Origin of the sequence: Stenotrophomonas sp. A3_2, from assembly GCF_036624925.1 — a bacterium.
GTDB lineage: Bacteria > Pseudomonadota > Gammaproteobacteria > Xanthomonadales > Xanthomonadaceae > Stenotrophomonas > Stenotrophomonas hibiscicola.
Genome location: NZ_JAZKVY010000055.1, coordinates 1 through 22,053 on the forward strand (window position 1 = coordinate 1; position 22,053 = coordinate 22,053).

Here is a 22,053-nt window from a genome sequence, read left to right on the forward strand (position 1 = left end):
CCACTGCGGCAAAACGACACTCCGCGTGCGCCGCCATGGTAGTGGGGGCCGCGGGCCGGCCCCCCCCGGGGCGCCCGGGGGGGGGGGGGGGGGGGGGGGGGGGGGGGGGCCCGCCGCCCCCCCCCCCCCCCCCCCCCACCCCCGGGGTTCCCCCGGGTTGCCCGCCCCGCGGCCGCCACTACCATGGCGGCGCACGCGGAGTGTCGTTTTGCCGCAGTGGATCACGCCGCTGTGGCGTGCTGGCGCGCTATCGTGCGCTCAGACGGCCTTGCGGATCGGGGGGATGCATGCCGGTAGTGCTGGCGCTGCTGTATGAGCTGTGCCATGGGCTGGTGCTGGCCCTGTGGCCCGGTCCCGCCGGGGCGGGCTCCTTCGTCTTTCTGACCGGCGCCCCGTTGCTGGCTGCGGTGGCCTGCCTGTGGCGGGCCCGCCGCGACCGCGCTGCACTGGGGTGGCGGGCCATGGCATTGGCGCTGCTGCTGTGGGCCGGCGGCATGGCGTTCAACATGATCGACGCGCTGGGCGCCGGGCGGGCCGATTTCACTCCCCACGCCAGCCTGCTGTTGTACGTACTGTACGGCGTGCCACTGGTGTTCATCCTGGCGCGCGCACGCCGCGAGCGGTCGGGCATCAGCCTGATCGATGCGGCAATGGCCGCGCTGCTGGGCGTGCTGTTCTTCGTGCATACCGAATCGTTTGCCGCCCGCATCGATGTCGATGCCCATGCGATGTCGAACATGCAGCGTATGTTCGACATCCAGAACCTGTGCATCGCTGGCTTTGCGGTGGTGCGCTGGCTGGCCGGTGACGTCCCCGAGCGGCGCGGTTTCTTCCGGGTGCTGGCGCTGTACGCACTGGCTTATCTGCTGGTGGCTTACTACATCAACCATTACACCTCGGAAGACGCATTCGGAGCCTTCAATGATCTGTTGATCGACCTGCCGTTCCTGCTGGCGGCGGTGCTGGCGTTGGACCGGGCGCCCGTCACGGGCGCAGTGCCGCATCCGCGGCTGTCGCGCACGGTGCAGTCTGCCGGGCCGATGATCCTGCCCTTGCTGCTGCTGGTGGTGGGTACTCTGGTGGTCGACCATGCCCGACCGCTGGCAGTGGCGGGTTTCGTGGTGGCCACGCTCGGCTTCGGCCTGCGCAGCGTCCTGCTGCAGACCGATCTTCTGGAACGCCAGGCAGCACTGGATCAACTGGCGCGGCAGGATGGCCTCACCGGCGTGGCCAATCGCCGCGAGTTCGACGCGCGGCTGACCTCCGAATGGAATCGCGCGCGGCGCAGCGGCACCGAGCTGGGCCTGCTGCTGGTGGATATCGACCACTTCAAGGCCTTCAACGACCAGCACGGCCATCCGGCCGGTGATCGTTGCTTGCAGGCGGTGGCCGGGGTGCTGAAGGCCATAGCCGGTCGCGGTGGTGACAGCGTTGCGCGTTATGGCGGTGAAGAATTCGCCGTCATCGTGCCTGGAAGCCCGTTGTCGGGGTGCTGGCGCTGGCCGAACGGCTGCGCGAAGCGGTCGAAGCGCTGCCATTGCCGGAAGGCCCGGTCAGCATCAGCGTCGGCGTGGGTTACCTGCATCCGCCGGCGCTGGCCAGTGCCGATCAGTTGCTGGCAGACGCCGATGCCGGCCTGTATGCCGCCAAGCGGGCTGGCCGCAACCAGGTGGTCCTGCATGCGCACGTGCTCGACGACGAAGGCAGTGCGCACGGCAGGATGGATTGCTGAGCGCGCCAGGTAGCCGCTCCCTGTGCGCGATTGCGCACGGTCGGCGCGGCCGGGTCATCGCTGCCGCAGCCAGCCGGTGGGATCGAGCAGCCTCAGCCCGACCGGTGACAACGAGCGCTGTCGCAACGGCAGTTTTGCCGCCTGCACGGCGATCGCACAGCGCGCCAGCTGCTGGCGCAACGGTGCCAGCGTGTCGTCTTCGCGTGGGCGCGCATGCCGCCATTGTGCGATGCGCAGCAGGCAGACCAGCAGGTCCAGTTCGCTGGCGGCAATGAACGGAGAGCCGGCGCGCAACAGGTCGATCGGTGCCGTCGGCGCGGCCAGCAGCGGCAGCAGGTTGATGAACGCGTCGCAGCCTTCAGGATCAAGGCCGAGGCCGCTCAGCTGTGCGAGTCCATCGGCTACGAGATCGGGGTCACGCAGCTGGCGTATCGCCGCCAGCAGCGCCTGCTCGCCACGGCCGAACTGGCGGCCGAAGGCTGGTAGCTGACCCGGGTGGGAAACAAGGGGGAACGGGAGGCCATGGCAGCTAGGGTTGTCGGTCGCGGGTTTCCACCAGCACGGGGCAGGGGGCGTGATCGATGGTCCATTGCCCGATCGAGGGTTCGAACAGGCGCTCCAGCCGGGACAGGTGGCGGTGGCCGATCACGATCAGGTCGCACTTCAGGCGCCTGGCCTGGTCGCTGATGACTTCGCCGGGGTCGCCGGAGGGGATCTGCGCGATGGCATCGACGCCGCGCTCGCGCAGCTCGGCCAGGGCTTCGGCCAGCACCGCCTCGGCGCGGGAGCGCTGGCGGGCGGCTTCCGGGTACTCGATACGGTCGGCTTCGCTGGCATCGGCCGCCAGCGCGAATTCGGGGTCGAGCACGCACAGCAGGTGCAGGCGGCTGCGGGGGCCGGCAATGGCCGCGGCCAGGTCCAGCACGCGCGCGTGCTGGGGGCCACCGTCCAGGGCGACCAGCAGGGTATTGAACATGGATGTCTCCTTGGCAGGCCGGGGATGGTCGCCGATGTCATCGCGCGCACCCATGCCGTGCGTGGCAGTCAATGAATGCGTAGAACGCAATCCATGGTGGTTGCAAGTGCCGTAGAGTCATCTGATTTACCGGAGACTGTCATGCCCCTGCCGGACCTGAACCTGTTGCTGGCACTGGACGTGCTGATTGACGAATGCAGCGTGGCCGCCGCCGCGCGCCGGATGAACCTGAGCGCGCCGGCAATGAGCCGCACCCTGGGCCGGATCCGCACTGCGCTGGGCGACCCGGTGCTGGTGCGTGCAGGCCGCGGTCTGGCGCCCACGCCCCGAGCCCTGCAGCTGCGCGAGCAGGTCCGCGATGTGATCGAACAGGCCCACCGCGTCTTCAACGCCGGTCGCGAAGTAGACATGCGCGTGCTCGAGCGAACCTTCAGCGTGCGTGCCAATGATGTGTTCGTCGGTGGTTTCGGCGGACGCCTGCGCGAGCTGTTCCGCCAGCAGGCGCCGCGCGCAGTGCTGCGCTTCGTGCCCGAGGGCGATACCGACGACGATGCGATGGCACAGGGCCGGATCGACCTGTACATCAGCACGGCCGGCAAGCATGCGCCCGATACCAAGGTGCAGAACCTGTTCAGTACCTCGTTCATGGGCGCCGCGCGCGAAGACCATCCACTGTTCGACGAGGAGATCAGTGCCGAGCGCTTTGCCGCGTGCGACCACATCGCGGTGTCGCGCCGTGGCCTGCCACGTGGGCCGATCGATGATGACCTGGCCACGCTGGGCCTGCAGCGGCGGGTGGCGCTGATCAGCCCGACCTTCCACGGTGCGATCTTCGCGGCGGCCGAATCGGACCTGATCCTGCCGCAGATGCCGAGCGTGATGCTGGAGCGGATCGTCAACATGCGCCTGCCGTTGCGCCTGTTCCCGCTGCCGATTCCGGTGCGGACCGCGGCCATCGTGCAGGCCTGGCATCCGCGCCTGGACAACGACGCCGCGCACCAGTGGCTGCGGCGCTCGATCAAGACCATGTGCGAAAGCGCAGGGGAGGCCTCGCGCTGACATCTGCATGCGTGCGCCCGGCGCACGCCTGGGATGCCGGCGACGCCATTTTTCACAGGGTACCGGCTCCCTAGACTGCGCTCCCCGGAGTTTCACTGAGCGCATTCCAATGACCCCCAACATGCCGTGCACTGCACGGATCGGTGCCCGGCGATGAGTATGCCGGCTGCCGCTGTCCCGGCCGCCGCAGCGCCTCCTCCTGCCGCCGCCCCCGGGCTCGACCGCCGCGTCCTGGTCGGCCTGTGTGGCGTGCTGCTGGCCGTGTTGGTGTCGGGCTTCAACGAGAACATCACCAAGGTCGCATTGGCCGACATCCGTGGCGCGATGGGTTTCAGCGTCGATGACGGCAGCTGGATCGTCGCCCTCTACAGCGCGATGTCGGTCAGCGCGATGGCCTTCGCGCCGTGGTGTGCCGCCACCTTCTCGCTGCGTCGTTTCGCGCTGGCGATGATCGGTGGCTTCATGGTGCTGGGCGTGCTGTGCCCGCTCGCCCCGAACCTGCAGGTGTTCCTGCTGCTGCGTGCACTGCAGGGCCTGTGCGGTGGTGCACTGCCGCCGTTGCTGATGAGCGTGGCGCTGCGCTTCCTGCCCCCGGGCATCAAGCTGTACGGCCTGGCCGGCTACGCGCTGACGGCGACGTTCGGCCCGAGCATGGGCACGCCGCTGGCCGCGTTCTGGGTCGAGCAGGTGGGCTGGCACTGGGCGTTCTGGCAGATCGTGCCGTACTGCCTGGCCGCCATGGCGATGGTCAGCTGGGGTCTGCCACAGGACCCGCTGAGGCTGGAACGCTTCGCCCAGTTCGATACGGTCGGCCTGCTGCTCGGCCTGCCAGCGCTGGTGCTGCTGGTACTGGGCCTGGTGCAGGGCCCGCGCCTGAACTGGTTCGACTCGCCGATGATCACGCTGATGATCGGTGGCGGTGCCGGCCTGATGGTGCTGTTCATGATCAATGAATGGTTCCACCCCTTGCCGTTCTTCAAGCTGCAGCTGCTGGCCAACCGCAATCTCAGCTACTCGCTGGTGACGCTGGGCGGCGTGCTGTTCGTGCTGCTGGCGGTGATCTCCATCCCGTCCGGTTTCCTGGCCAGCGTGCAGGGCTACCGGCCGTTGCAGACCGCACCGATGCTGCTGTGGGTGGCGTTGCCGCAGGTGATCGCGCTGCCGCTGGTGGCGGCGCTGCTGAACATCCGCGCGGTGGACTGCCGCTGGGTGCAGGCCACAGGCCTGGCGATGCTGGCCCTGGCCTGCTGGCTGGGCTCGCACCTGGACGTGGCCTGGATCCGTGACAACTTCCTGTGGGTGCAGCTGCTGCAGGTGTTCGCACAACCCATGGCAGTGCTGCCGCTGCTGATGCTGGCCACCGGCGGCCTGGCGCCGCAGGACGGCCCGTTCGCCTCGGCCTGGTTCAACACGGTCAAGGGTTTCGCCGCGGTGCTTGCCAGCGGCGTACTGGATGCCGTCGCCCAGGGCCGCCGTCATTTCCATTCCACCGTGCTGGTCGACCGCCTGGGCGAGCAACCGTGGCTGGCCGATGGCCCGCAGCTCGGCGCGCGCCTGCATGCACAGGTGCAGGCGCTGACCTCGGCCGACCTGTACTGGGTGGTCGCACTGGTGGCGCTGGCCTTCATTCCCCTCATTGCCTGGATGCCCACCCGCATCCACCCGCCACGTGCCGTGGCCTGAACCTTTCGCAGGAACCCCTCATGACGATCAATCGAACCACTCTCCACACCGGCCTGGGCCTGGGCGTACTGGCCCTGGCCATCGGCGCCTGGCTGCTGCTGCGCGACTCTGGCCACCAGAGCACCAACAATGCGTACGTGGTGGCCGACTACACCCTGGTGGCTCCGAAAATTCCCGGCTTCGTCAGTGCCGTGGAGGTGGAGGACAACCAGTCGGTGAAGGCCGGCGACGTGCTTGCCCGCATCGACGACCGTGACTACCAGGTCGCCCTGCAGGCGGCCCGTGCCGACCTTGCCAATGCCCGCGCACAGCTCGCCAACGCACAGGCCGCACTGGCCCAGCAGGATTCGCTGATCGAGCAGGCCAGGGCCAGTGTCGATGTCAGCCGTTCCGAACTGACCCTGGCCAGTGCCGACCAGCAGCGCTACCGCGAACTGGCCCGTGACGGCGCCGGAACCGTGCAGAACGCGCAGCAGGCGCAGTCGAAGCAGGCCGTGGCCAGTGCCCACCTGCAGCAGGGCCAGGCGGCGCTGTCGACCGCGCGCCAGCGCACCGACATCCTGACCGCCGGTGTGCAGGCTGCGCAGGCCGCGGTGCAACGCGCGGAAGCGGCGCAGGCCCGCGCCGAACTGGATCTGTCGCACACCGTGCTGCGTGCACCGATCGACGGCATGGTCGGTCGCCGCGCGGTGCGCGTAGGTGCCTACCTGACCCCGGGTACCCCGGTGGCCGCGGTGGTGCCGCTGAAGCGTGCCTTCGTGGTCGCCAACTTCCAGGAAACACAGATGACCCGCATGCAGGCCGGCCAGCAGGTCGAACTGAAGGTGGACGTGTTCCCGGGCAAGCCGCTGCGCGGGCACATCGACAGCATCGCGCCGGCCACCGGCGTCACCTTCGCCGCTGTCGCACCGGAGAATGCCACCGGCAACTTCACCAAGGTGGTGCAGCGCATTCCGGTGAAGATCGTGCTGGAGCCGGGCCAGCCGCTGCTGGACCAGCTGCGTGCCGGCATGTCGGTGGAAGCCAGTGTCGACCTGGGCAGCCGCGCGCGCGCGCACAGCGTGAAGCACAGTCCGGGCCATGCGGCCGGGGAGGGCGCATGAGCGCAGTTGCCTTGTTCCGCAGCACCTTCGTTGCGGCCAGCCTGTGCACGGCCCTGGCTGCCTGCACGATGGGTCCGGACTTCGTACGTCCTCAGGCGGAATTGCCCAGTCACTGGCAGGGCGAGGCCGTCGCGGGCAACGCGATCGATCCGGACGCCGCCTGGTGGGCCGGCTTCGACGACCCGCTGCTGGGACAGCTGGCCAGCCAGGTGCTGGAGGCTAACCTGGACCTGCAGCTGGCGGCCAACCGCGTGCAGCAGAGCCGCGCCGCGCGTGGCATCAGCGCCGCCGACCGTCTGCCCAGCGTCAGCGCAACCGCCAGCGGCGCACGCGCACGCAACAGCGAGGTGGGCTTGAACGATCCGTCCGGCAACGGCGGTCGTGATGACTATGGGCTGTTCCAGGCCGGCATCGGCCTGAGCTGGGAACTGGATCTGTGGGGACGCGTGCGCCGCCAGGTGGAAGCCGCCGATGCACGCGTGCAGATGGCTGAGGAGGATGCACATGCAGTGCGCATCGCGCTGCTGGCGGAAACCGCGCGTGACTACCTGCAGCTGCGTGCAACGCGGCAGTTGCTCGCGATCACCGAGGACAACCTCAGCATCGCCCTCGACATCAAGCGCCTGACCGAGGCACGCCAGCAGCAGGGCGTGGCCAGCACGCTGCAGGTGTCCAGCGCGTCAGCGCAGGTAGCATCGCTGCAGGCACGCATCGCGCCGCTGCGGCATCGTGAATCGCAGCTGCGCAATGCACTGGCGTTCCTGCTGGCACAGCCTCCGCAGGCGCTGGATGCGCGGCTGCAGAATGCACGCCGTGACTGGCCCGCACTGCCGGCCGTGGCGGTGGGGCTGCCCAGCGAACTGGCCGAGCGTCGCCCGGACATCCGTCGTGCCGAAGCGGCGTTGCATGCCGCAACGGCCGGCATCGGCGTGGCCAAGGCCAGTTTCCTGCCGCGCATCACCTTGAATGGCGACGCTAGCTTCCAGGCCAAGCAGCTGGATGATCTGGATGGCTGGAACGCACACCGCTTCAGCATCGGGCCGTCGATCAGCCTGCCGATCTTCCAGGGCGGCCGGCTGAAGGCCAACCTCGCGTTGAGCAAGCTGCAGCAGCAACAGTCGTCGCTGCAGTTCCAGCGCACGGTGCTGCAGGCCTGGCATGAAGTGGACGACGCCATCGATGGCTACGCCGCCGAACAGCAGCGCACCGTGCAGCTGCACGTGGCGGTGGACGAAAGCGAGACCGCGCTCGGTGCGGCGCGCCGGCAGTACCAGGCCGGCGTGGTCGACATGCTGGACGTGCTGACCACCCAGCGCATCGCACTGGACAACCAGGCCGCACTGGCCAACAGCCAGGCTACGGCGGCAATCGCGCGGGTGGAGCTGTACCGCGCGCTGGGGGGTGGCTGGTAGGGCAATGGAAACGCCGGGCATGGCCCGGCGCTACCCATCGCGGCGGGCGCCTCAACGCACGTCGCGCAGTTCCCAGCGGTGGCCGGCCAGCAGGCGCAGGCGCTGCTTGAACACGTCACTGTCGATACGGGTGGTGGCGACCAGGTTGATGCGCAGGTCCTTCTGCTCGCCGGTCACGGTGGCGTCCGGATCGGTCACGCCCCACTGCGGTTCCACCGCGTCCGGGTCGGGCTGCTTGGCCTTCCAGCGCTCGAACAGCGTGCCGCTGCGCAGGGCATCCTGCAGCTCTTCGGCGAAACCTGCGGCGCCCTGCGAGTGGAAGGACAGGTCAGGGTCATTGCCACGGGCCTTGGACGGGTCGGGTAGGCTGATGTGGTACTGCGCAGGCATGGCGTTCTCCTTGAAGTGCGGCAAGACTGGCACAACCGCAGTGGAATCGATGTGCAGATTCCGGCCGTGGCCAGCGCTCATTCGAACCGATGCGGCCCATCGGCGAAGCCTACGGTGACCGCGCCCTTGCCGACGTTGACCATGCCGGTCAGGCTCATCACCGATTCGTACACGGTCACGCCATGGCCGGCGCAGACCTCTTTCAGCTGTGCGTAGCCGGGCAGGGCACGCAGCTCGTCCAGTTCTCCGCCGTAGCTGACGCACACCGTCGGCGTCATCAGCCCGGCACGCACGCGCTGGCCGACCACCGCGAACAGCTTCTGCACGGCGCTGTCGAAGCCCTTGATCTTGGCGACCGGCCCGGTTTCGCCGCGGTAGCCGTGCAGCACCGGCTTGATGTCCAGTGCGCTGCCCAGCGCCGCACTGAGCAGGCCGACGCTGCGGTCGCCCTTGTGCCGGGCGCGCGCACGCATGTAGTACAGATCACGGGTGACCATGTAGCCGTGCACGTTGCCGGCCAGTTCTTCCAGCCGCTCGCGGATCTGCTGCACGCTGGCGCCACTGTCACGCAGGCGAACCGCCTCCACCGCAGTCACCGCCTGCGCAGCGAACAGGTTCTGGGTATCGAGCACGCGCAGCGCGAACGGCGAGTTGTAGCCCGCTGCCTGCCGAACCGGCTTGTAATCGTTGAGGATGGCGAAGCTGGCCTGCAGCGCATTGTCGTGGATTGGGCTGCGGGTCTTGGTGATGGTCATGCAGAACACGTGGTCGTAATCGATGACCAGCTGCTGCAGGAACAGGTCGCGGATCTGGTTGACACTGAAGGGGATGGTCTCCGCCTCGGCACCGTGCTCGGCCACGTGTGCATGCAGGAAACTCAGCGTGGCCTGCTCATCGCGGTGATCGGCCAGCACGGCTTCGCCGATGCGGACGGTGATCGGCAGCAGCACGATGTTGTGCTCGGCAATGAAGTCCTGCGGCAGGTCGCAGGCCGAGTCGACGACGATTCCGATGCGCATCCGCGGCTCCCCCTCCAGGGCGGTTGTAGGTTCGGAAACGTGAAATCTATCTCAAATTCTGGCGTGGCGCGCGAGGGAAATGCGCCAGGCCCTGTTCAGCGACTGCGCTGCACGGCCACCGGAAGTTCGGCCAGGCGCTGCCACTCGGGCTGCTGCAGCAGGGCGGGATCGGCCAGCACGGCGGCCATCAACGGATGGGCGTCGTTGCCCCAGAACAGTTCGTCATCGATGGCCAGGGTTGGTACGCCGAACACGCCGGCAGCAATGGCGGCCTCGGTGTTCCTCCGCAGCTGCTCCTTGGCCGCGGGGGCCGCGATGGCGCTGGCGACATCCTCGATCCCCAGCCGCGCAGCCGGTTCGCGCAGGGCCTCGGCGCTATCGGCGGCATTGCCGTCGCGCCAGATCCAGTCAAACAGCACGTCCACCGCCTGCACGCTGCCACCGGCGGCCAGGCACAGCCGCAGGGCAGACAACGGGTTGAACGGGTGGCCCGGCGGGAACCGCAGCGGTGTTCCTTCGGCCTGCGCAGTCCACAGCAGCTGGCGGTACATGAAGCGGCGCTTGGCCGGAATCTCGGCCGGCCCGAGGTTGCCCAGGTGATGCAGCACGGCACCGAAGGCGATCGGCACGGTCTGGATCTGTGCGAACTGGGGCAACTGCTTCAGCTTCTGCCAATGCAGGTAGGAATAGGGCGAGACGAAGTCGAAGTACCAGCGCAGGGTGGCCATGCAGGTTTCCTTGAATAACTGGAGGTCAGGGCTGCGCGTTGCGCTGCAGGTAGCGGTCGCGCAGTTCGGTCTGGCGCGAGCGCATCGGCATCGCCCGGCCGCCCAGCCAGACCTGTTCGGCATAGTGCGCCACGTCCAGCGGGTCGCCCTCCCACAGCACCAGGTCGGCACGCTTGCCCGGCTCGATGCTGCCGATCTGGTCGGCCACGCCGAACGCCTGCGCCGGCACCCGGGTCAGGCCGGCCAGGCCGTCGGCCCAGGGCAAACCGTTGGCCACGGCATTGCCGGCCAGCTGGCGCATCTTGCGGGCGTTGTGCGAGGCGTCGCCACGCTGCACGAACGAGACCGCCACGCCGGCCCGTTGCAGGCGTGCCGCATTTTCCAGGGTTGCACCGATCTGGTCGAAGCTCGCCGGCAGGTTGGACAGCACGTCGACGAACACCGGCACCTGAGCGGCGGCCAGCTCCGGCGCGACCTGCCACGCTTCGCTGGCACCGGCGATGGCGATCTTCACCTTCTCGCGGGCGACCCAGCGCAGCAGCTGGCGGATGTCGGAGGCGCGATCGACCTCCACCACGATGCGGCCGTGGCCGGCCAGGTAGCGGCTGAGCGTGCGGCGCCCGGCCGGCGTCAGCAGTGCGTGCGGTGAGTCCGCGGCAACCTGGCCGCGCGCCTCGTCCACCATCTGCTGCAGCAGCATCCATTGCGCTGCACGCGACTGCCCGGTCAGCTCCACTGCGGCCGACCCCAGGCGCAGGAACAGCGCGCGCGGCCCGAGGGGATCGGCGCTGCCGTCCAGCCGCATCACGCCACCCTGGCCTGCAACGAAGCCGCCGCCGGTGGCCGCCCCCAGGGCGGTGAAGCCGATGCCGTCCAGGCGTGCCACCGGGATCAGCACCGAGGCCGGGTTGTACGCCAGGGTGACATCGAACTCGGGGCGCAACGGTTGTTCGCCGATCTTCAACGTGCTGTCGACCGTGCTCGCTTCACCGGAGACCTCTTCGATGCCGATCTCGGTGATGCCCCCGAACAGCGCCGGTGTCAGCGGGCGGCCATCGGCCTCGACCACGCTGGCCCCGGCCGGGGCGGACAGCCCGCTGCCGACTGCGCGGATGATCCCGCCCTGCACCAGCACATCGGCGTGCTGCAGGCTGCCGCGCGTGCTGGCCGTATGCACGGTCGCGTTGCGCACCAGCAGGTCCTGCGCCTGCGCGGATGCGGAGAGGCAGGCCAGCACCATGACCGTAGCGCCGAGCCATGCCCGGCGACGCTTGTTCAACGCGCCCATCAGTGCACCTCCTGGCCAAGCTGGAAGTCGGAACGTGGCGTGGCCGCAGGTGCGCTGCGGTCGTACAGGCGGCGGCCGTCGATGAAGACCTGCTCGGCCAGCGCGTAGGAACTGAAGGGGTTGCCGTTCCAGACCACCACATCGGCCATCTTGCCCGCCTCCAGGGTGCCGGTCTGGCCTTCAATCCCCAGCGCCCTGGCGGCGTTGGCGGTCATCCAGGTGATGGCGTGTTCGGGGGGGATCTCCGGCATGCGTGCGCGGCGCGCGGCGGCGATCACCTTGGCCGCTTCCTGGTTCAGGCGCTGGATGCCTTCGGGTGAATCGGAATGGACGATGGCGCAGCTGTTCTTCGGCCGATCGACCAGTGCGATGTTCTCCGGAATACCGTCGAAGGCTTCCATCTTGAAGCCCCACCAATCGGCCCAGAGTGCACCGCAGACGCCGTCGGCGGCCAGCCGGTCGGCCAGCTTGTAGGCCTCCACGCCGTGGTGGAAGGCGGCCACCTTGAAGCCGAATTCCTTGGCCAGGTCGAGCATGGTGGCCATCTCGTCGGCGCGGTAGCAATGGATATGCACGCGGATGTCGCCCTCGATCGCACCGGCCAGCGTGTCCAGCTTGAGATCGCGCTTGCCGCCGGCATCACCGGCGCTGTCGCCCTTGTCGCTGCCGAACCAGCCCTTGCGCTTGGCCGGCTTCGGTTTGTTCTTGGCGATGTAGTCGGCGGCATCGATGAAGGCGGCGCGGTAACCGGCAACGTTGCCCATCCGCGTGGCCGGAGCGACGCCCTTGCCTCCGCCGTACACCCGCTTCGGGTTCTCGCCGCAGGCCATCTTCAGTCCCCACGGTGCGCCGGGAAACTTCATCGCCTGGTAGGTGATGGCGGGGACGTTCTTCAGGGTCACACCACGACCACCGACCAGGTTGGCCGAGCCCGGCAGCACCTGCATGCTGGTCACGCCGCCGGCCAGTGCGGTGGCGAAACCCGGGTCCTGCGGCCACACCGAGTGCTCGGCCCAGACGTTGGCGGTGACCGGCGCGGTCATCTCGTTGCCGTCGCTGTGCGCGCCGACGCCCGGGCTGGGGTACACGCCCAGGTGCGAGTGCACGTCGATCAGGCCCGGAGTGACCCACTTGCCCTGCGCATCGATGCGGGTGACACCAGCATCGGCCTGCAACTGGCGGCCGACGGCAACGATGCGGCCCTCGCGCAGCAGCACGTCGGCGTTGTCCAGGCGCTGGCCGGTGCCGGTCAGCACGGTGGCGTTCTGGATCAGCACCGGTGCATCGGGGTGTGCCTGGTAGGTGCTGGGGTAGGGATCGGTGACAAAGCGCGACGCCCCCACCGCAGGCGCCGTGCTCAATGAAAGCAGTGCCAGTGCCACTCCGGCGCGCAACAACGACGATGCCATGCAGTTCCCCTCGCAACGTGATCCAGTCGCCGACGCTAGCCGGGCGGTGGTGGGCTTGCCAAGTGACCTTCTTCACAGGTGCATCGGCAGTGCCTCGACGGGGCCGCCCGGCTGGCTGAAAATAGCCGGTTCCCACGTCGTGCACCGGACCACCGCCCATGAAGAGCAAGCAGGAAATCGTCGACAACTGGCTGCCGCGCTACACCGGCGTGCCGCTGGACCAGTTCGGCCAGCACATCCTGCTGACCAACTTCGGCGGCTACCTGCACACCTTTTCCGAGCTGACCGGTGCGCCCGTCATCGGCCTGGACCGGCCGATGGCCAGCGCCACCATCGATGGCATCACCATGATCAACTTCGGCATGGGCAGCCCCAATGCCGCGATCATCATGGACCTGCTGTCGGCAGTGATGCCCAAGGCGGTACTGTTCCTGGGCAAGTGCGGTGGCCTCAAGCGCAAGAACCAGCTGGGTGACCTGGTGCTGCCGATCGCAGCGATCCGTGGCGAGGGTACCTCGGGCGATTACCTGCCGCCGGAAGTCCCGGCGTTGCCGGCGTTCGCGCTGCAGCGTGCGGTGTCCACCATGATCCGCGACCGCGGCCACGACTACTGGACGGGCACTGTCTACACCACCAACCGCCGGGTGTGGGAACACGACGAGGGCTTCAAGGAGCGGCTGCGGGCGATGCGCTGCATGGCCATCGACATGGAAACGGCCACGGTATTCGCCGCCGGCTTTGCCAACCACATCCCCAGTGGCGCGCTGCTGCTGGTGTCGGACCAGCCGATGATCCCGGACGGGGTCAAGACCGAGGCCTCCGATGCCAAGGTCAGCTCCCAGTTCGTGGAAAACCATATCCAGATCGGTATCGAGGCGCTTAAGCTTATCCGGCGCAACGGCAAGTCGGTCCGCCACCTGCGCTTCGACGAATGATGATGAAGGCCGGACGCGGGGCGTCCGGGCCTGGGAGTAGGTAATGGACGTTGCCGCGCAAGTGGTGGAATTCTGGAAGGAGGCGGGCCCTGCGAAGTGGTTCGCCCGCGACGACGCGTTCGACGCGCAGTTCCGCCAGTTGTTTCTGGATGAGCATTTCGCCGCCGCTTCGCGTGGGCGTGAACACTGGCTGGGCAGTGCCGAGGGCGCACTGGCGCTGATGCTGCTGCTGGACCAGTTCCCGCGCAACTGCTTCCGCGGTACTGCCCATTCCTATGCCACCGATGGCCTGGCCCGGCACTACGCCATGCGCGCCATCGAGGAAGGCCTGGACCTGCAGCTGGTGCCGAAGCTGCGCGCCTTCATCTACCTGCCGTTCGAGCACTCCGAGGATCCACTGGACCAGGACCGCTCGGTGGCGATGTTCGACGTGCTGGGCGACAAGGAATACCTGCAGTACGCCGAACTGCACCGCGACATCATCCGTCGCTTCGGGCGCTTTCCGCACCGCAATGCCGTGCTGGGCCGCATCCCCACCCCGGAAGAACTGGATTACCTGGCCGAAGGCGGTTTCGCCGGGTAGATCCACGCCAGGCGTGAATGAAGAAAACGCCGGCGAATGCCGGCGTTTTCTGTACTGGAGTCAGAGCCGCTTCCTGCGGCAAGGGCTCTGACCCCATGCTGCGGCCGATCAGTACTTCGGCACGCCGTTGTCGACGTCTTCCGACCATGCATTGATGCCGCCGGTGACGTTGAACACCTTGGTGAAGCCCAGCGCACGGAACTGTTCGGCGGCCTGAGCGCTGCGGCCACCGTGGTGGCACATGAAGGCCAGTGCGGTGTCCTTGGGCAGGGCTTCCAGCTCGGCACGGCCGTTGCCGTCGAAGGTCTTGAACGGCACGCCCACCGCAGCGATCTCGCGCTCGTCGGCCGGGCGCACGTCCACCAGGGTGATGTTGCCGGCACGCACCAGGTCGTCGGCATCGCGCACGCTGATTTCCTGCACCGGCTTGGGCGCATTCGGGTTGTCGATGGCCAGGCCCTTGCCGCGGATGTCGTCCACCCAGTCGATGGTGATGCCGTTGGCGCGACGCGCGCTGGCCAGGTCGAACTGCACGCGCAGGCCGTTGGACTCGGCGGCGATGGCGCTTTCGTCGTGGGGGGCCAGCTGGAAGTTGGGCTGGAAGCGGGCGTCGATGGTCAGCTGCAGGGCCGCGCCCGGGGCATCGGCCAGCGCGCCCTTGAGCATTTCCACGGCCGCCGGTGTGACGGTGATGCTCGGCGGGGTACGGTCCGGTGCCGGCAGCCCCAGCACGCTGCTCAGCTCGCCGCTGGCGGCCATCTGCAGCACGATGTCGCTGCCGCCGACCAGTTCGCCGTCGATGTACAGCTGCGGAATGGTTGGCCAGTCGCCATAGGCCTTGATGCCTTCACGGATTTCCTGGTCGGCCAGCACGTTGACGTGGGCGAACTCGACGCCCAGGTCCTGCAGGGCGCCGACGGCCTTGGCCGAGAAACCACACTGCGGCATCGACGGCTGGCCCTTCATGAACAGCACGACGCGGTTGGCGTTGAGGATGGATTCGATGCGCGAACGCAGGGCGGGATCGAGGGACATGGACGTCGGGGTTCCGGGAATTCGAATCATCAATTCTACCCCTCATGGCATCATGGGGGATGAGCAACGCAGGAACATTGCATCGCATCCCGACCCGGCCCTGGCGCTGGCTGCCCTGGCTGGTGGCGTCGCAGCTGGTCGTGATCCTGGTCTGGTCGCTGGCGGGCTGGCGGTGGGGCCTGCCGCTGATGGTGACCAGCCACGCGCTCTTTCTGGTGCCGGTGTTCCTGCCCAACTGCCACTTCTACGCACCGGTGCTGAGCCGGGTACCGGAGGCCGGCAACAGCGTCTGGTTGACCATCGATGACGGTCCCGGCCCGGAGACCCGGGCCGTGCTCGATCTGCTGGATCGCCACCAGGCACGTGCCACGTTCTTCCTGGTCGGCGAGCGGGCGCTGGCGCAGCCGGAGCTGGTGCAGGAGATCCTGCGCCGGGGCCACGACCTGGGCAACCACAGCCACAGTCATCCACAGGCGCGCTTCTGGCGGCTGGGCCCGGCAGCGATGCGTGCCGAGATCGAGGGCTGCCAGCATGCGCTGCAGGCGGTGGGCGGTCGCCCGGTGCGCTGGTACCGCTCGGTGGTGGGCATGACCAATCCGTTCGTGGCGCCGGTGTTGAAGGCGCTGGGACTGGTGCGCGTGGGCTGGAGCGCCCGTGGCTACGACGGTGTCGGCTGCACGCCGGAGGGCGTGCTGTCGCGGCTGCTGCCGGACCTGCGCCCGGGCGCCATCGTGCTGCTGCATGAGGGGGCCGCCCACGGCCACAACCTGGCGATCATCGAACGCGTGCTGCAGGCGCTGGACGAGCGGGGGCTGAAGGCGCGGCTGCCTACCGGCTGATACGTATGCGGTAGCGCCGGGCCATGCCCGGCGGATGCCATAGGTGCCGCTGCGCTCGCCGGGCATGGCCGGCGCTACAGGTTCCGGCGTGCCACCAGCAACCAGCTGTTGAACGGCGTGCGCCCATGCAGGGGACGCGGGGGGGTCACCTGTAATCCGGCTTCGACCAGCGTTGCCTGCAGCGCCTGCGGATCCGGGTAATGACGGGGGCGGGTGCCCATCCAGCCGATCAGCCAGGCCAGCCGGTCCGCCACCCGGGTAGTGCGGTCGCGGCCATCGCCGGTAGCGAGCGGCGTGCGCAGCAGCAGGCGGCCACCGCGGGCTACCCGTGCACTGGCCTCACGCAGCAGTGCCTGCTGTGGGCCCGCGTCCAGGTACTGCAGCACATCCAGCAGCAGCACATGCCCGGCCTGCGCCGGCAGCGGCGCCTGCACGTCCAGGCAGTCGAAGCGCACAGCGGGCAGGCCGGTGGCGGCACGCTGGGCGCGGGCGATCTTGCCGGCATCCACGTCCACGCCCAGGTAGGGCTGGGAGCCACCGCGCTGGCGCAGCACGTGGGCGAACAGGCCCAGCCCGCAGCCCAGGTCCAGCACGGGTTGCCCGTCGCCAGGCAGGTGCTGCAGCACGCCGTCATACAGCGGGTCGCTGCCCAGCTTGCTGCGGGTGTAGTAGTAGTCGCGGCGGCTGGCCCAGGCGTGCGCGGGGCGGAATGCCTCGGCGATCGCACGGGCCTGCGGTGCGGCCAGGGGAGTGCAGGGCAGGGGCGGGCCGTTCCGTGGCGTGCCGTCCATCGCCTCAGTCCGTTCCGCCGAGCAGGTGGGCGGCGACCGGCAGCGCGCGCGCGCTCCACAGCGCGTACATCCGTGCTGAAGGGTGCAGGCCGTCGTCGGCGATCATCGCCGGGTTGTCGCCCTGGTCACGGCTGATATCGGTGATGTCGACGAAGGCCACGCCCTGCTGGGTGCTGATCACTTCGGCAGCGGCATTGAACTCGTCGGTCTCGATCTCGATCGCGGCCAGGTCACGGCCGCTGCCGATACCAAACGGGGTTGCACCCCAGTCGGGGAAGGACAGCACCAGCACGCGCCCGGCATCACCGCCGGCGAAGCCGATCGCCCGCTCCAACAGGGCCCGGAACTGGCTGCGGTACTCGTCCAGAGGACGCCCGCGGTACTGGTTGTTGACGCCGATCAGCAGGCTGACGAAATCGAACGGCCCCTGCGGCGCGGCCGCATCGATGCCGGCATCGAGTTCGTCGGTGGTCCAGCCGGTGGTTGCAATGGTCTGCGGATCGGACAGCTCAATGCCCTGCGCACGCAGGGCGGCGGCAAGCTGGTGCGGCCAGCGGCCTTCGACGGCAACCGCTTCTCCGATGGTGTACGAGTCGCCCAGCGCCAGGTAGGACAACGCCACGGCTCAGGCCACCGAACGGCGCGGCTTCAGCGGCACGACCTTGGTGGCGTCCTCGGCACGGCGGGCCAGCACGCGGTCGATGCGTGCGAACACATCGCGCATGACCGAGGCTTCCGGCAGCAGGGTCACGCGGAAGTGATGGCGGTAAGGCACGTTGAAGCTGGAGCCCGGTACGACCAGCACGCCTTCGTTGTTCATCAGGTCCAGGGCGAAGGTGTGGTCGTCGAAGCCCTTGGCGGCGGCACCGACCACGGCCGGGAACGCGTACAGCGCGCCGGCCGGGGCAACCAGCGACAGGTGTTCGCTGGCCTCGCAGGCCTCGATCACCGCGCGCCGGGTTTCATACAGACGGCCGCCGGGGGCGCACAGCTCGGAAATGGTGTCCGGGCCGTTCACTGCCGCGTCGATGGCGTACTGGCCCGGCACATTGGCACACAGGCGCAGCGCGCTCAGCAGGTCCAGCGCGGCGCGGAAATCGCCCAGGCGTGCGTCATCGCCACTGAGGTGCGCCCAGCCCACGCGCCAGCCGCAGGCGCGGTGCACCTTGCTCAGGCCGCTGAAGGTCAGGCACGGATGGTCGCCGGCCAGCGGCGCGACCGGCTGGAACACCGCGTCGTCGTACAGGATCTGGTCGTAGATCTCGTCGACCAGCAGCAACAGGTTGTGGCGGCGCGCGATCTCGACCACGCGCTCCAGCAGTTCGCGCGGGTAGCTGGCGCCGCTGGGGTTGTTCGGGTTGATCAGCACGATGGCGCGGGTGCGCGAGGACACCAGCGTCTCGATCTCGGTCGGGTCGGGCTGGAAGCCGTTTTCCGGCGCGCAGCGGTAGTACACCGGGCGGCCGTCGTTGAGGATGGCCGCGGCCGACCACAGCGGGTAGTCCGGCGAGGGCACCAGCACTTCATCGCCCGGGTTCAACAGCGCCCGCAGCGACAGATCGATCAGTTCGCTCACGCCGTTGCCGACGAACACCCGGTCCGGATGCGCATCGGGCGCACCGCGGCGCGCATAGGCGGCGGCAATGGCTTCGCGTGCGACCGGCAGGCCCTGCTGGTGGGTGTAAGGGTCGGTACGGCCCATGTCATCGGCAATCGCGCGCTGCAGGTGCTCGGGCGCACGGAAACCGAAGTTGCCCGGGTTGCCGATGTTGAGCTTGATCAGCTTGCGGCCCTGCGCCTCCAGTTCCCGGGCTCGCCGCGCCAGTTCTCCGCGGATTTCGTAGCGCACTTCGGAAAGGCGCTCGCGGATGGCCAGGGGCTTGAGCGAGGTGGTGGACATGGGAGCTGGGCCGTCAAAAGGCATGGGGCTTCCATCCTACCGGAATTGCTGCACTGCATGGCAAGGGCTCCGGGCCCGCCATTGCTGGGCTGGCAGGGCGTCGGCACAGGTAGAATGGCCGCGATGACCCAGACCCCCGATTTCATCGCCCTGCAGACCATTGGCTGGCCCTGGCCGGGCCCGGCGCAGCAGGCTGACTGGCAGGCCGCGATGGCCACGCATCCGCAGGCCCGCCCGGCGCGGGTGATCGAGCAGCACCGCACCCACTACGTGGTGGCCGATGGCCCGGATGCGTCGATCAAGGCCGAGTCGCTGCCGGAATGGCAGCGCCCGCGCTTCCCCAGCCATGAACGGCCGGCGGTGGGCGACTGGGTGCTGCTCGATGGCATCCGCATCGTCGCCCTGCTGCCACGGCGCACCGCGATCAAGCGTGGTGCCGCGGGTGAGCACTACCACCAGCAGGTGATCGCGGCCAACATCGATACGGTGTTCATCGTCTGTGGCCTGGACGCTGACTTCAATCCGCGCCGCATCGAGCGCTACCTGCTGCTGGTCGGCGGTGGCGGTGCCGAACCGGTGGTGGTGCTGACCAAGGCCGACCAGACCGAATACAGCGAGGACGCGCTGGCAGTGCTGGAAGAACTGGAGATGCAGGGCATCGCCTTGCATGCGATCAACGGCCTGGACGCCGACAGCGTGGCGGTGCTGCAACCGTGGCTGGGCCCCGGCCGCACGGTGGTGCTGGTCGGCTCCTCCGGTGCCGGCAAGTCCACGTTGACCAACACGTTGCTCGGCGAGCAGCGGATGAGGACCAACGCGGTGCGTGCCAACGATTCGCGCGGGCGCCACACCACCACCCATCGCGCGCTGATGCCGCTACCGACCGGTGCCTGCCTGATCGACACCCCCGGCATGCGCGAGCTGAAGCCGACCGGTGAAGAGACGCTGTCCGAAGGCGGCTTCGCCGATATCGAAGCGCTGGCCGCACAGTGCCGCTTCAACGACTGCAAGCACCAGCAGGAACCGGGCTGTGCTGTTCGCGCAGCGATCGACGCGGGCGAGATTGAAGAGAGCCGGCTGCTGAACTACTTCAAGCTGAAGGAAGAAGTGGCCGTGGCCGCAGCGAAGCTGGCCGTACGCCAGGCCGAGACCGCGCAGGAACGCGGCGGCAGGAAGGGCAAGGGCCAGCAGTTCCGGCCGGCGGGGAAGCCGCGTAGGCGGTAACAAGGCAGCCGAGCATGGGCTCGGCTCTACAGCTGGTCCGCGGTGGAGTCATTTCATGTAGCGCCCGAGCCAATGCTCGGGCGGCGGCGCACCGCGCCGGGCACGGCAGGGCGTTATAGTCCGCGCATGGAACCGACTGCGACGCTGGACCGTGACGTGGCCCACCATGCAGCGCTCGATGCGCGCCTGGTCGAGGCCGTGGGGGGCATCCGCCTGCTGGGCCTGACCAGCTGGCCGGCCACGGTGCAGGCCCCGTTCCTGGAAAGCGTGGCGCGCGGCCAGCCGGTGCTGCCGAAAGTGGATTACCCCCGGCTCGACTTCAGCGAGGAGCGCCGTGCGCTGGCCGCGATCGCCGGCAACTGCGATGACAGCCACCCGCTGGGCCACTATGTGCAGCAGTCGGCGCAGAGCTGGGATCTGGCCGCGCAGCTGTTGGAGGGGCTGGGCACTGCGGCAGTCGATACCTGTTCGGTGCAGCTGTTCGGCGCACCCGAGCAGCCGCTGCCGGGCAATGGTCCGAGCACGCGCGACGCAGCGCGCCACTTCATCCAGATCGCTACCGAACTCGATCACGAACTGCTGGCGCCGGAAGAGCAGGTACCGGTCTCGGCCATTGCCCTGCAGCTGCAGCTGCAGAACGATCTGGATGCGTTCTTCGAATCGCGCATCATCCAGGTTCAGCTGGATCCGGAGCTGGTGTCCAAGGCCGCTGCCGGTCCGACCCGCATCCGCCTGCGTACCAGCGCGCGCTTCAGTGCCTACGACCGCGCGCAGCTGTTCCACCATGAAGCGCTGGTGCATTCGCTCACCGCATTGAACGGTCGCGGCCAGCCGGTATTGCCCAGCCTGGCACTGTCCTCGCCGCGGGTGACGGCCACCCAGGAAGGGTTGGCCACGTTCGCCGAACAGATCACCGGCAGCATCGACATCGAGCGCCTGAAGCGGATCAGCCTGCGCACCGAAGCGATCGCGATGGCACGCGAAGGCGCGGACTTCATCGAAGTGTTCCGCTATTTCTGCGATGCCGGGCAGAACCCGGAGGAGAGTTTCGCCTCGGCACAGCGCGTGTTCCGTGGCGTGCCGCCCAATGGCGGCCTGGCGTTCACCAAGGACACGGTGTATCTGCGCGGGCTGGTGTCGGTGCATACCTTCTTCCGGCACATGCTGGCCGAGGACCGCCTGCAGGTCTGCCGCTGGTTGTTCGCCGGCAAGATGAGCCTGGCCGATGCGATCGCGTTCGCGCCGCTGTTCGAAGCGGGTGTGCTGAAGCCGCCGCGCTGGCTGCCGCACTGGGTGAGCCGGGCGAACGGCCTGGCCGGCATGCTGGCGTTTTCGCTGTTCGCCAACCGCATCCGCATGGACCAGCTGGCGCCGGAGTAATAGCGTTCAGAGCCGGGGTCGGATCCCCGCGAAATGTATCCACGCATGGCGAGGATCTACAGTAGATCCACGCCATGCGTGGATGAAATCTGTCAGATATCGATAAACAACATGGGGTCAGAGCCCGTTGCTACGCAACGGGATCAACCCCATGCCATTCCAACAGCTCGCGGCCAACTGTCGAAGGCGGGGGGGGGGGGGGGGGGGGGGGGGGGGGGGGGGGGGGGGGGGCGCGGCCGCCCCCCCCCCGCCCCCGCCGGGGGCGCCCCCCCCCCCCCCCCGCCCCCCCCCCCCCCCCCCCCCCCCCCCACCCCGCCTTCGACAGTTGGCCGCGAGCGGTTGGAATGGCATGGGGTTGATCCCGTTGCGTAGCAACGGGCTCGGACCCCATGTTGTTTATCGATATCTGCCAGATTTCATCCACGCATGGCGGGGATCTACTGTAGATCCTCGCCATGCGTGGATACATTTCGCGGGGATCCGACCCCGGCTCTGAACGCTATTACTCCGGCGCCAGCTGGTCCTTGCGGATGCGGTTGGCGAACAGCGAAAACGCCAGCATGCCGG

The 22,053-nt window shown here is 68.5% G+C and carries 20 protein-coding genes and 1 pseudogene; 10 read left to right on the top strand and 11 right to left on the bottom strand.

Annotation, left to right across the window (positions count from 1 at the left end; all coding sequences use genetic code 11):
• Positions 1–287: 287 nt before the first annotated feature.
• Positions 288–1,732 (top strand): annotated as a pseudogene (locus R5H29_RS00760) (GGDEF domain-containing protein).
• 54 nt (positions 1,733–1,786) lie between these two features.
• Here R5H29_RS00760 and R5H29_RS00765 read toward each other — a convergent pair.
• Both R5H29_RS00765 and R5H29_RS00770 read right to left on the bottom strand, forming a co-directional pair.
• Positions 1,787–2,026, bottom strand: coding sequence for a hypothetical protein (locus R5H29_RS00765; protein WP_332328571.1), 240 nt, complete (start codon positions 2,024–2,026; stop codon positions 1,787–1,789).
• A 235-nt stretch (positions 2,027–2,261) separates the two neighbouring features.
• Positions 2,262–2,708, bottom strand: a complete 447-nt coding sequence (locus tag R5H29_RS00770; protein WP_332328572.1) for a universal stress protein — start codon at positions 2,706–2,708, stop codon at positions 2,262–2,264.
• A gap of 141 nt (positions 2,709–2,849) precedes the next feature.
• Here R5H29_RS00770 and R5H29_RS00775 point away from each other — a divergent pair, with 141 nt between their 5' ends.
• The 4 genes from R5H29_RS00775 (at position 2,850) to R5H29_RS00790 (ending at position 7,965) form a co-directional block, all read left to right on the top strand.
• Complete coding sequence (locus R5H29_RS00775) at positions 2,850–3,767, top strand: LysR family transcriptional regulator (protein WP_010480868.1); 918 nt, start codon at positions 2,850–2,852, stop codon at positions 3,765–3,767.
• A 153-nt stretch (positions 3,768–3,920) separates the two neighbouring features.
• A complete protein-coding gene (locus R5H29_RS00780) occupies positions 3,921–5,450 on the top strand; it encodes an MFS transporter (protein WP_312544158.1) in 1,530 nt (509 codons plus the stop codon).
• A gap of 20 nt (positions 5,451–5,470) precedes the next feature.
• The gene (locus tag R5H29_RS00785) at positions 5,471–6,553 is read left to right on the top strand and encodes an HlyD family secretion protein (RefSeq protein WP_332328573.1); all 1,083 of its coding nucleotides are present in this window, start codon (positions 5,471–5,473) and stop codon (positions 6,551–6,553) included.
• Positions 6,550–7,965 (top strand): efflux transporter outer membrane subunit, encoded by a 1,416-nt coding sequence (locus R5H29_RS00790; RefSeq protein WP_332328574.1) that lies wholly within the window; start codon positions 6,550–6,552, stop codon positions 7,963–7,965. Before R5H29_RS00785 ends, R5H29_RS00790 begins: the two co-directional genes overlap by 4 nt.
• A gap of 51 nt (positions 7,966–8,016) precedes the next feature.
• Here the strand turns inward: R5H29_RS00790 and R5H29_RS00795 are convergent, their stop codons facing one another.
• From R5H29_RS00795 to R5H29_RS00815, 5 genes are all read right to left on the bottom strand, one after another.
• A complete protein-coding gene (locus tag R5H29_RS00795) occupies positions 8,017–8,355 on the bottom strand; it encodes a hypothetical protein (protein ID WP_308305685.1) in 339 nt (112 codons plus the stop codon).
• A gap of 77 nt (positions 8,356–8,432) precedes the next feature.
• Positions 8,433–9,374: a DegV family protein gene (locus R5H29_RS00800; protein WP_019662081.1), complete on the bottom strand. Its 942-nt coding sequence runs from the start codon at positions 9,372–9,374 to the stop codon at positions 8,433–8,435.
• 95 nt (positions 9,375–9,469) lie between these two features.
• Entirely contained in the window at positions 9,470–10,102 is a 633-nt protein-coding gene (locus tag R5H29_RS00805; RefSeq protein ID WP_019662080.1) for a 2-hydroxychromene-2-carboxylate isomerase, read from the bottom strand.
• A gap of 25 nt (positions 10,103–10,127) precedes the next feature.
• Entirely contained in the window at positions 10,128–11,390 is a 1,263-nt protein-coding gene (locus R5H29_RS00810; protein ID WP_332328575.1) for an amidohydrolase family protein, read from the bottom strand.
• Positions 11,390–12,799 (bottom strand): amidohydrolase, encoded by a 1,410-nt coding sequence (locus R5H29_RS00815; protein ID WP_332328576.1) that lies wholly within the window; start codon positions 12,797–12,799, stop codon positions 11,390–11,392. Before R5H29_RS00815 ends, R5H29_RS00810 begins: the two co-directional genes overlap by 1 nt.
• A 158-nt stretch (positions 12,800–12,957) precedes the next feature.
• Between R5H29_RS00815 and R5H29_RS00820 the strand changes: the two genes are divergently transcribed.
• Together R5H29_RS00820 and R5H29_RS00825 are read left to right on the top strand one after the other, a co-directional pair.
• The gene (locus R5H29_RS00820) at positions 12,958–13,734 is read left to right on the top strand and encodes an AMP nucleosidase (protein WP_058983588.1); all 777 of its coding nucleotides are present in this window, start codon (positions 12,958–12,960) and stop codon (positions 13,732–13,734) included.
• A 43-nt stretch (positions 13,735–13,777) separates the two neighbouring features.
• The gene (locus R5H29_RS00825) at positions 13,778–14,317 is read left to right on the top strand and encodes a DUF924 family protein (RefSeq protein ID WP_006384394.1); all 540 of its coding nucleotides are present in this window, start codon (positions 13,778–13,780) and stop codon (positions 14,315–14,317) included.
• Between the two features lie 108 nt (positions 14,318–14,425).
• Here the strand turns inward: R5H29_RS00825 and grxD are convergent, their stop codons facing one another.
• On the bottom strand, positions 14,426–15,352 hold the full coding sequence (gene grxD / locus R5H29_RS00830) for a Grx4 family monothiol glutaredoxin (RefSeq protein ID WP_026347276.1): 927 nt from the start codon (positions 15,350–15,352) through the stop codon (positions 14,426–14,428).
• Positions 15,353–15,411: 59 nt separating this feature from the next.
• Here grxD and R5H29_RS00835 point away from each other — a divergent pair, with 59 nt between their 5' ends.
• Entirely contained in the window at positions 15,412–16,191 is a 780-nt protein-coding gene (locus R5H29_RS00835; RefSeq protein ID WP_332328577.1) for a polysaccharide deacetylase family protein, read from the top strand.
• Positions 16,192–16,265: 74 nt separating this feature from the next.
• Here R5H29_RS00835 and R5H29_RS00840 read toward each other — a convergent pair whose 3' ends face one another.
• The 3 genes from R5H29_RS00840 to R5H29_RS00850 are packed head-to-tail and all read right to left on the bottom strand — an operon-like array spanning position 16,266 to position 18,882.
• Complete coding sequence (locus tag R5H29_RS00840) at positions 16,266–16,982, bottom strand: class I SAM-dependent methyltransferase (RefSeq protein ID WP_111098055.1); 717 nt, start codon at positions 16,980–16,982, stop codon at positions 16,266–16,268.
• Between the two features lie 4 nt (positions 16,983–16,986).
• Positions 16,987–17,604 carry an SGNH/GDSL hydrolase family protein gene (locus tag R5H29_RS00845; protein ID WP_019662073.1) on the bottom strand — a complete coding sequence of 206 codons (618 nt, stop codon included), beginning with the start codon at positions 17,602–17,604 and terminating at the stop codon, positions 16,987–16,989.
• A 3-nt stretch (positions 17,605–17,607) separates the two neighbouring features.
• On the bottom strand, positions 17,608–18,882 hold the full coding sequence (locus R5H29_RS00850; protein WP_031270531.1) for a pyridoxal phosphate-dependent aminotransferase: 1,275 nt from the start codon (positions 18,880–18,882) through the stop codon (positions 17,608–17,610).
• A gap of 114 nt (positions 18,883–18,996) precedes the next feature.
• Between R5H29_RS00850 and rsgA the strand changes: the two genes are divergently transcribed.
• Positions 18,997–20,106 carry a ribosome small subunit-dependent GTPase A gene (gene rsgA / locus R5H29_RS00855; protein WP_021203922.1) on the top strand — a complete coding sequence of 370 codons (1,110 nt, stop codon included), beginning with the start codon at positions 18,997–18,999 and terminating at the stop codon, positions 20,104–20,106.
• A gap of 126 nt (positions 20,107–20,232) precedes the next feature.
• A complete protein-coding gene (locus R5H29_RS00860; protein ID WP_332328578.1) occupies positions 20,233–21,486 on the top strand; it encodes a flavohemoglobin expression-modulating QEGLA motif protein in 1,254 nt (417 codons plus the stop codon).
• Positions 21,487–22,053: the final 567 nt, after the last annotated feature.

Coding starts and splice junctions, on each gene's coding strand:
- R5H29_RS00770 (WP_332328572.1), bottom strand. CDS start 2,708: ATGTTCAATACCCTGCTGGTCGCCCTGGACGGTGGCCCCCAGCACGCG.
- R5H29_RS00775 (WP_010480868.1), top strand. CDS start 2,850: ATGCCCCTGCCGGACCTGAACCTGTTGCTGGCACTGGACGTGCTGATT.
- R5H29_RS00780 (WP_312544158.1), top strand. CDS start 3,921: ATGAGTATGCCGGCTGCCGCTGTCCCGGCCGCCGCAGCGCCTCCTCCT.
- R5H29_RS00785 (WP_332328573.1), top strand. CDS start 5,471: ATGACGATCAATCGAACCACTCTCCACACCGGCCTGGGCCTGGGCGTA.
- R5H29_RS00790 (WP_332328574.1), top strand. CDS start 6,550: ATGAGCGCAGTTGCCTTGTTCCGCAGCACCTTCGTTGCGGCCAGCCTG.
- R5H29_RS00795 (WP_308305685.1), bottom strand. CDS start 8,355: ATGCCTGCGCAGTACCACATCAGCCTACCCGACCCGTCCAAGGCCCGT.
- R5H29_RS00800 (WP_019662081.1), bottom strand. CDS start 9,374: ATGCGCATCGGAATCGTCGTCGACTCGGCCTGCGACCTGCCGCAGGAC.
- R5H29_RS00805 (WP_019662080.1), bottom strand. CDS start 10,102: ATGGCCACCCTGCGCTGGTACTTCGACTTCGTCTCGCCCTATTCCTAC.
- R5H29_RS00810 (WP_332328575.1), bottom strand. CDS start 11,390: ATGGGCGCGTTGAACAAGCGTCGCCGGGCATGGCTCGGCGCTACGGTC.
- R5H29_RS00815 (WP_332328576.1), bottom strand. CDS start 12,799: ATGGCATCGTCGTTGTTGCGCGCCGGAGTGGCACTGGCACTGCTTTCA.
- R5H29_RS00820 (WP_058983588.1), top strand. CDS start 12,958: ATGAAGAGCAAGCAGGAAATCGTCGACAACTGGCTGCCGCGCTACACC.
- R5H29_RS00825 (WP_006384394.1), top strand. CDS start 13,778: ATGGACGTTGCCGCGCAAGTGGTGGAATTCTGGAAGGAGGCGGGCCCT.
- grxD (WP_026347276.1), bottom strand. CDS start 15,352: ATGTCCCTCGATCCCGCCCTGCGTTCGCGCATCGAATCCATCCTCAAC.
- R5H29_RS00835 (WP_332328577.1), top strand. CDS start 15,412: ATGAGCAACGCAGGAACATTGCATCGCATCCCGACCCGGCCCTGGCGC.
- R5H29_RS00840 (WP_111098055.1), bottom strand. CDS start 16,982: ATGGACGGCACGCCACGGAACGGCCCGCCCCTGCCCTGCACTCCCCTG.
- R5H29_RS00850 (WP_031270531.1), bottom strand. CDS start 18,882: ATGTCCACCACCTCGCTCAAGCCCCTGGCCATCCGCGAGCGCCTTTCC.
- rsgA (WP_021203922.1), top strand. CDS start 18,997: ATGGCCGCGATGACCCAGACCCCCGATTTCATCGCCCTGCAGACCATT.
- R5H29_RS00860 (WP_332328578.1), top strand. CDS start 20,233: ATGGAACCGACTGCGACGCTGGACCGTGACGTGGCCCACCATGCAGCG.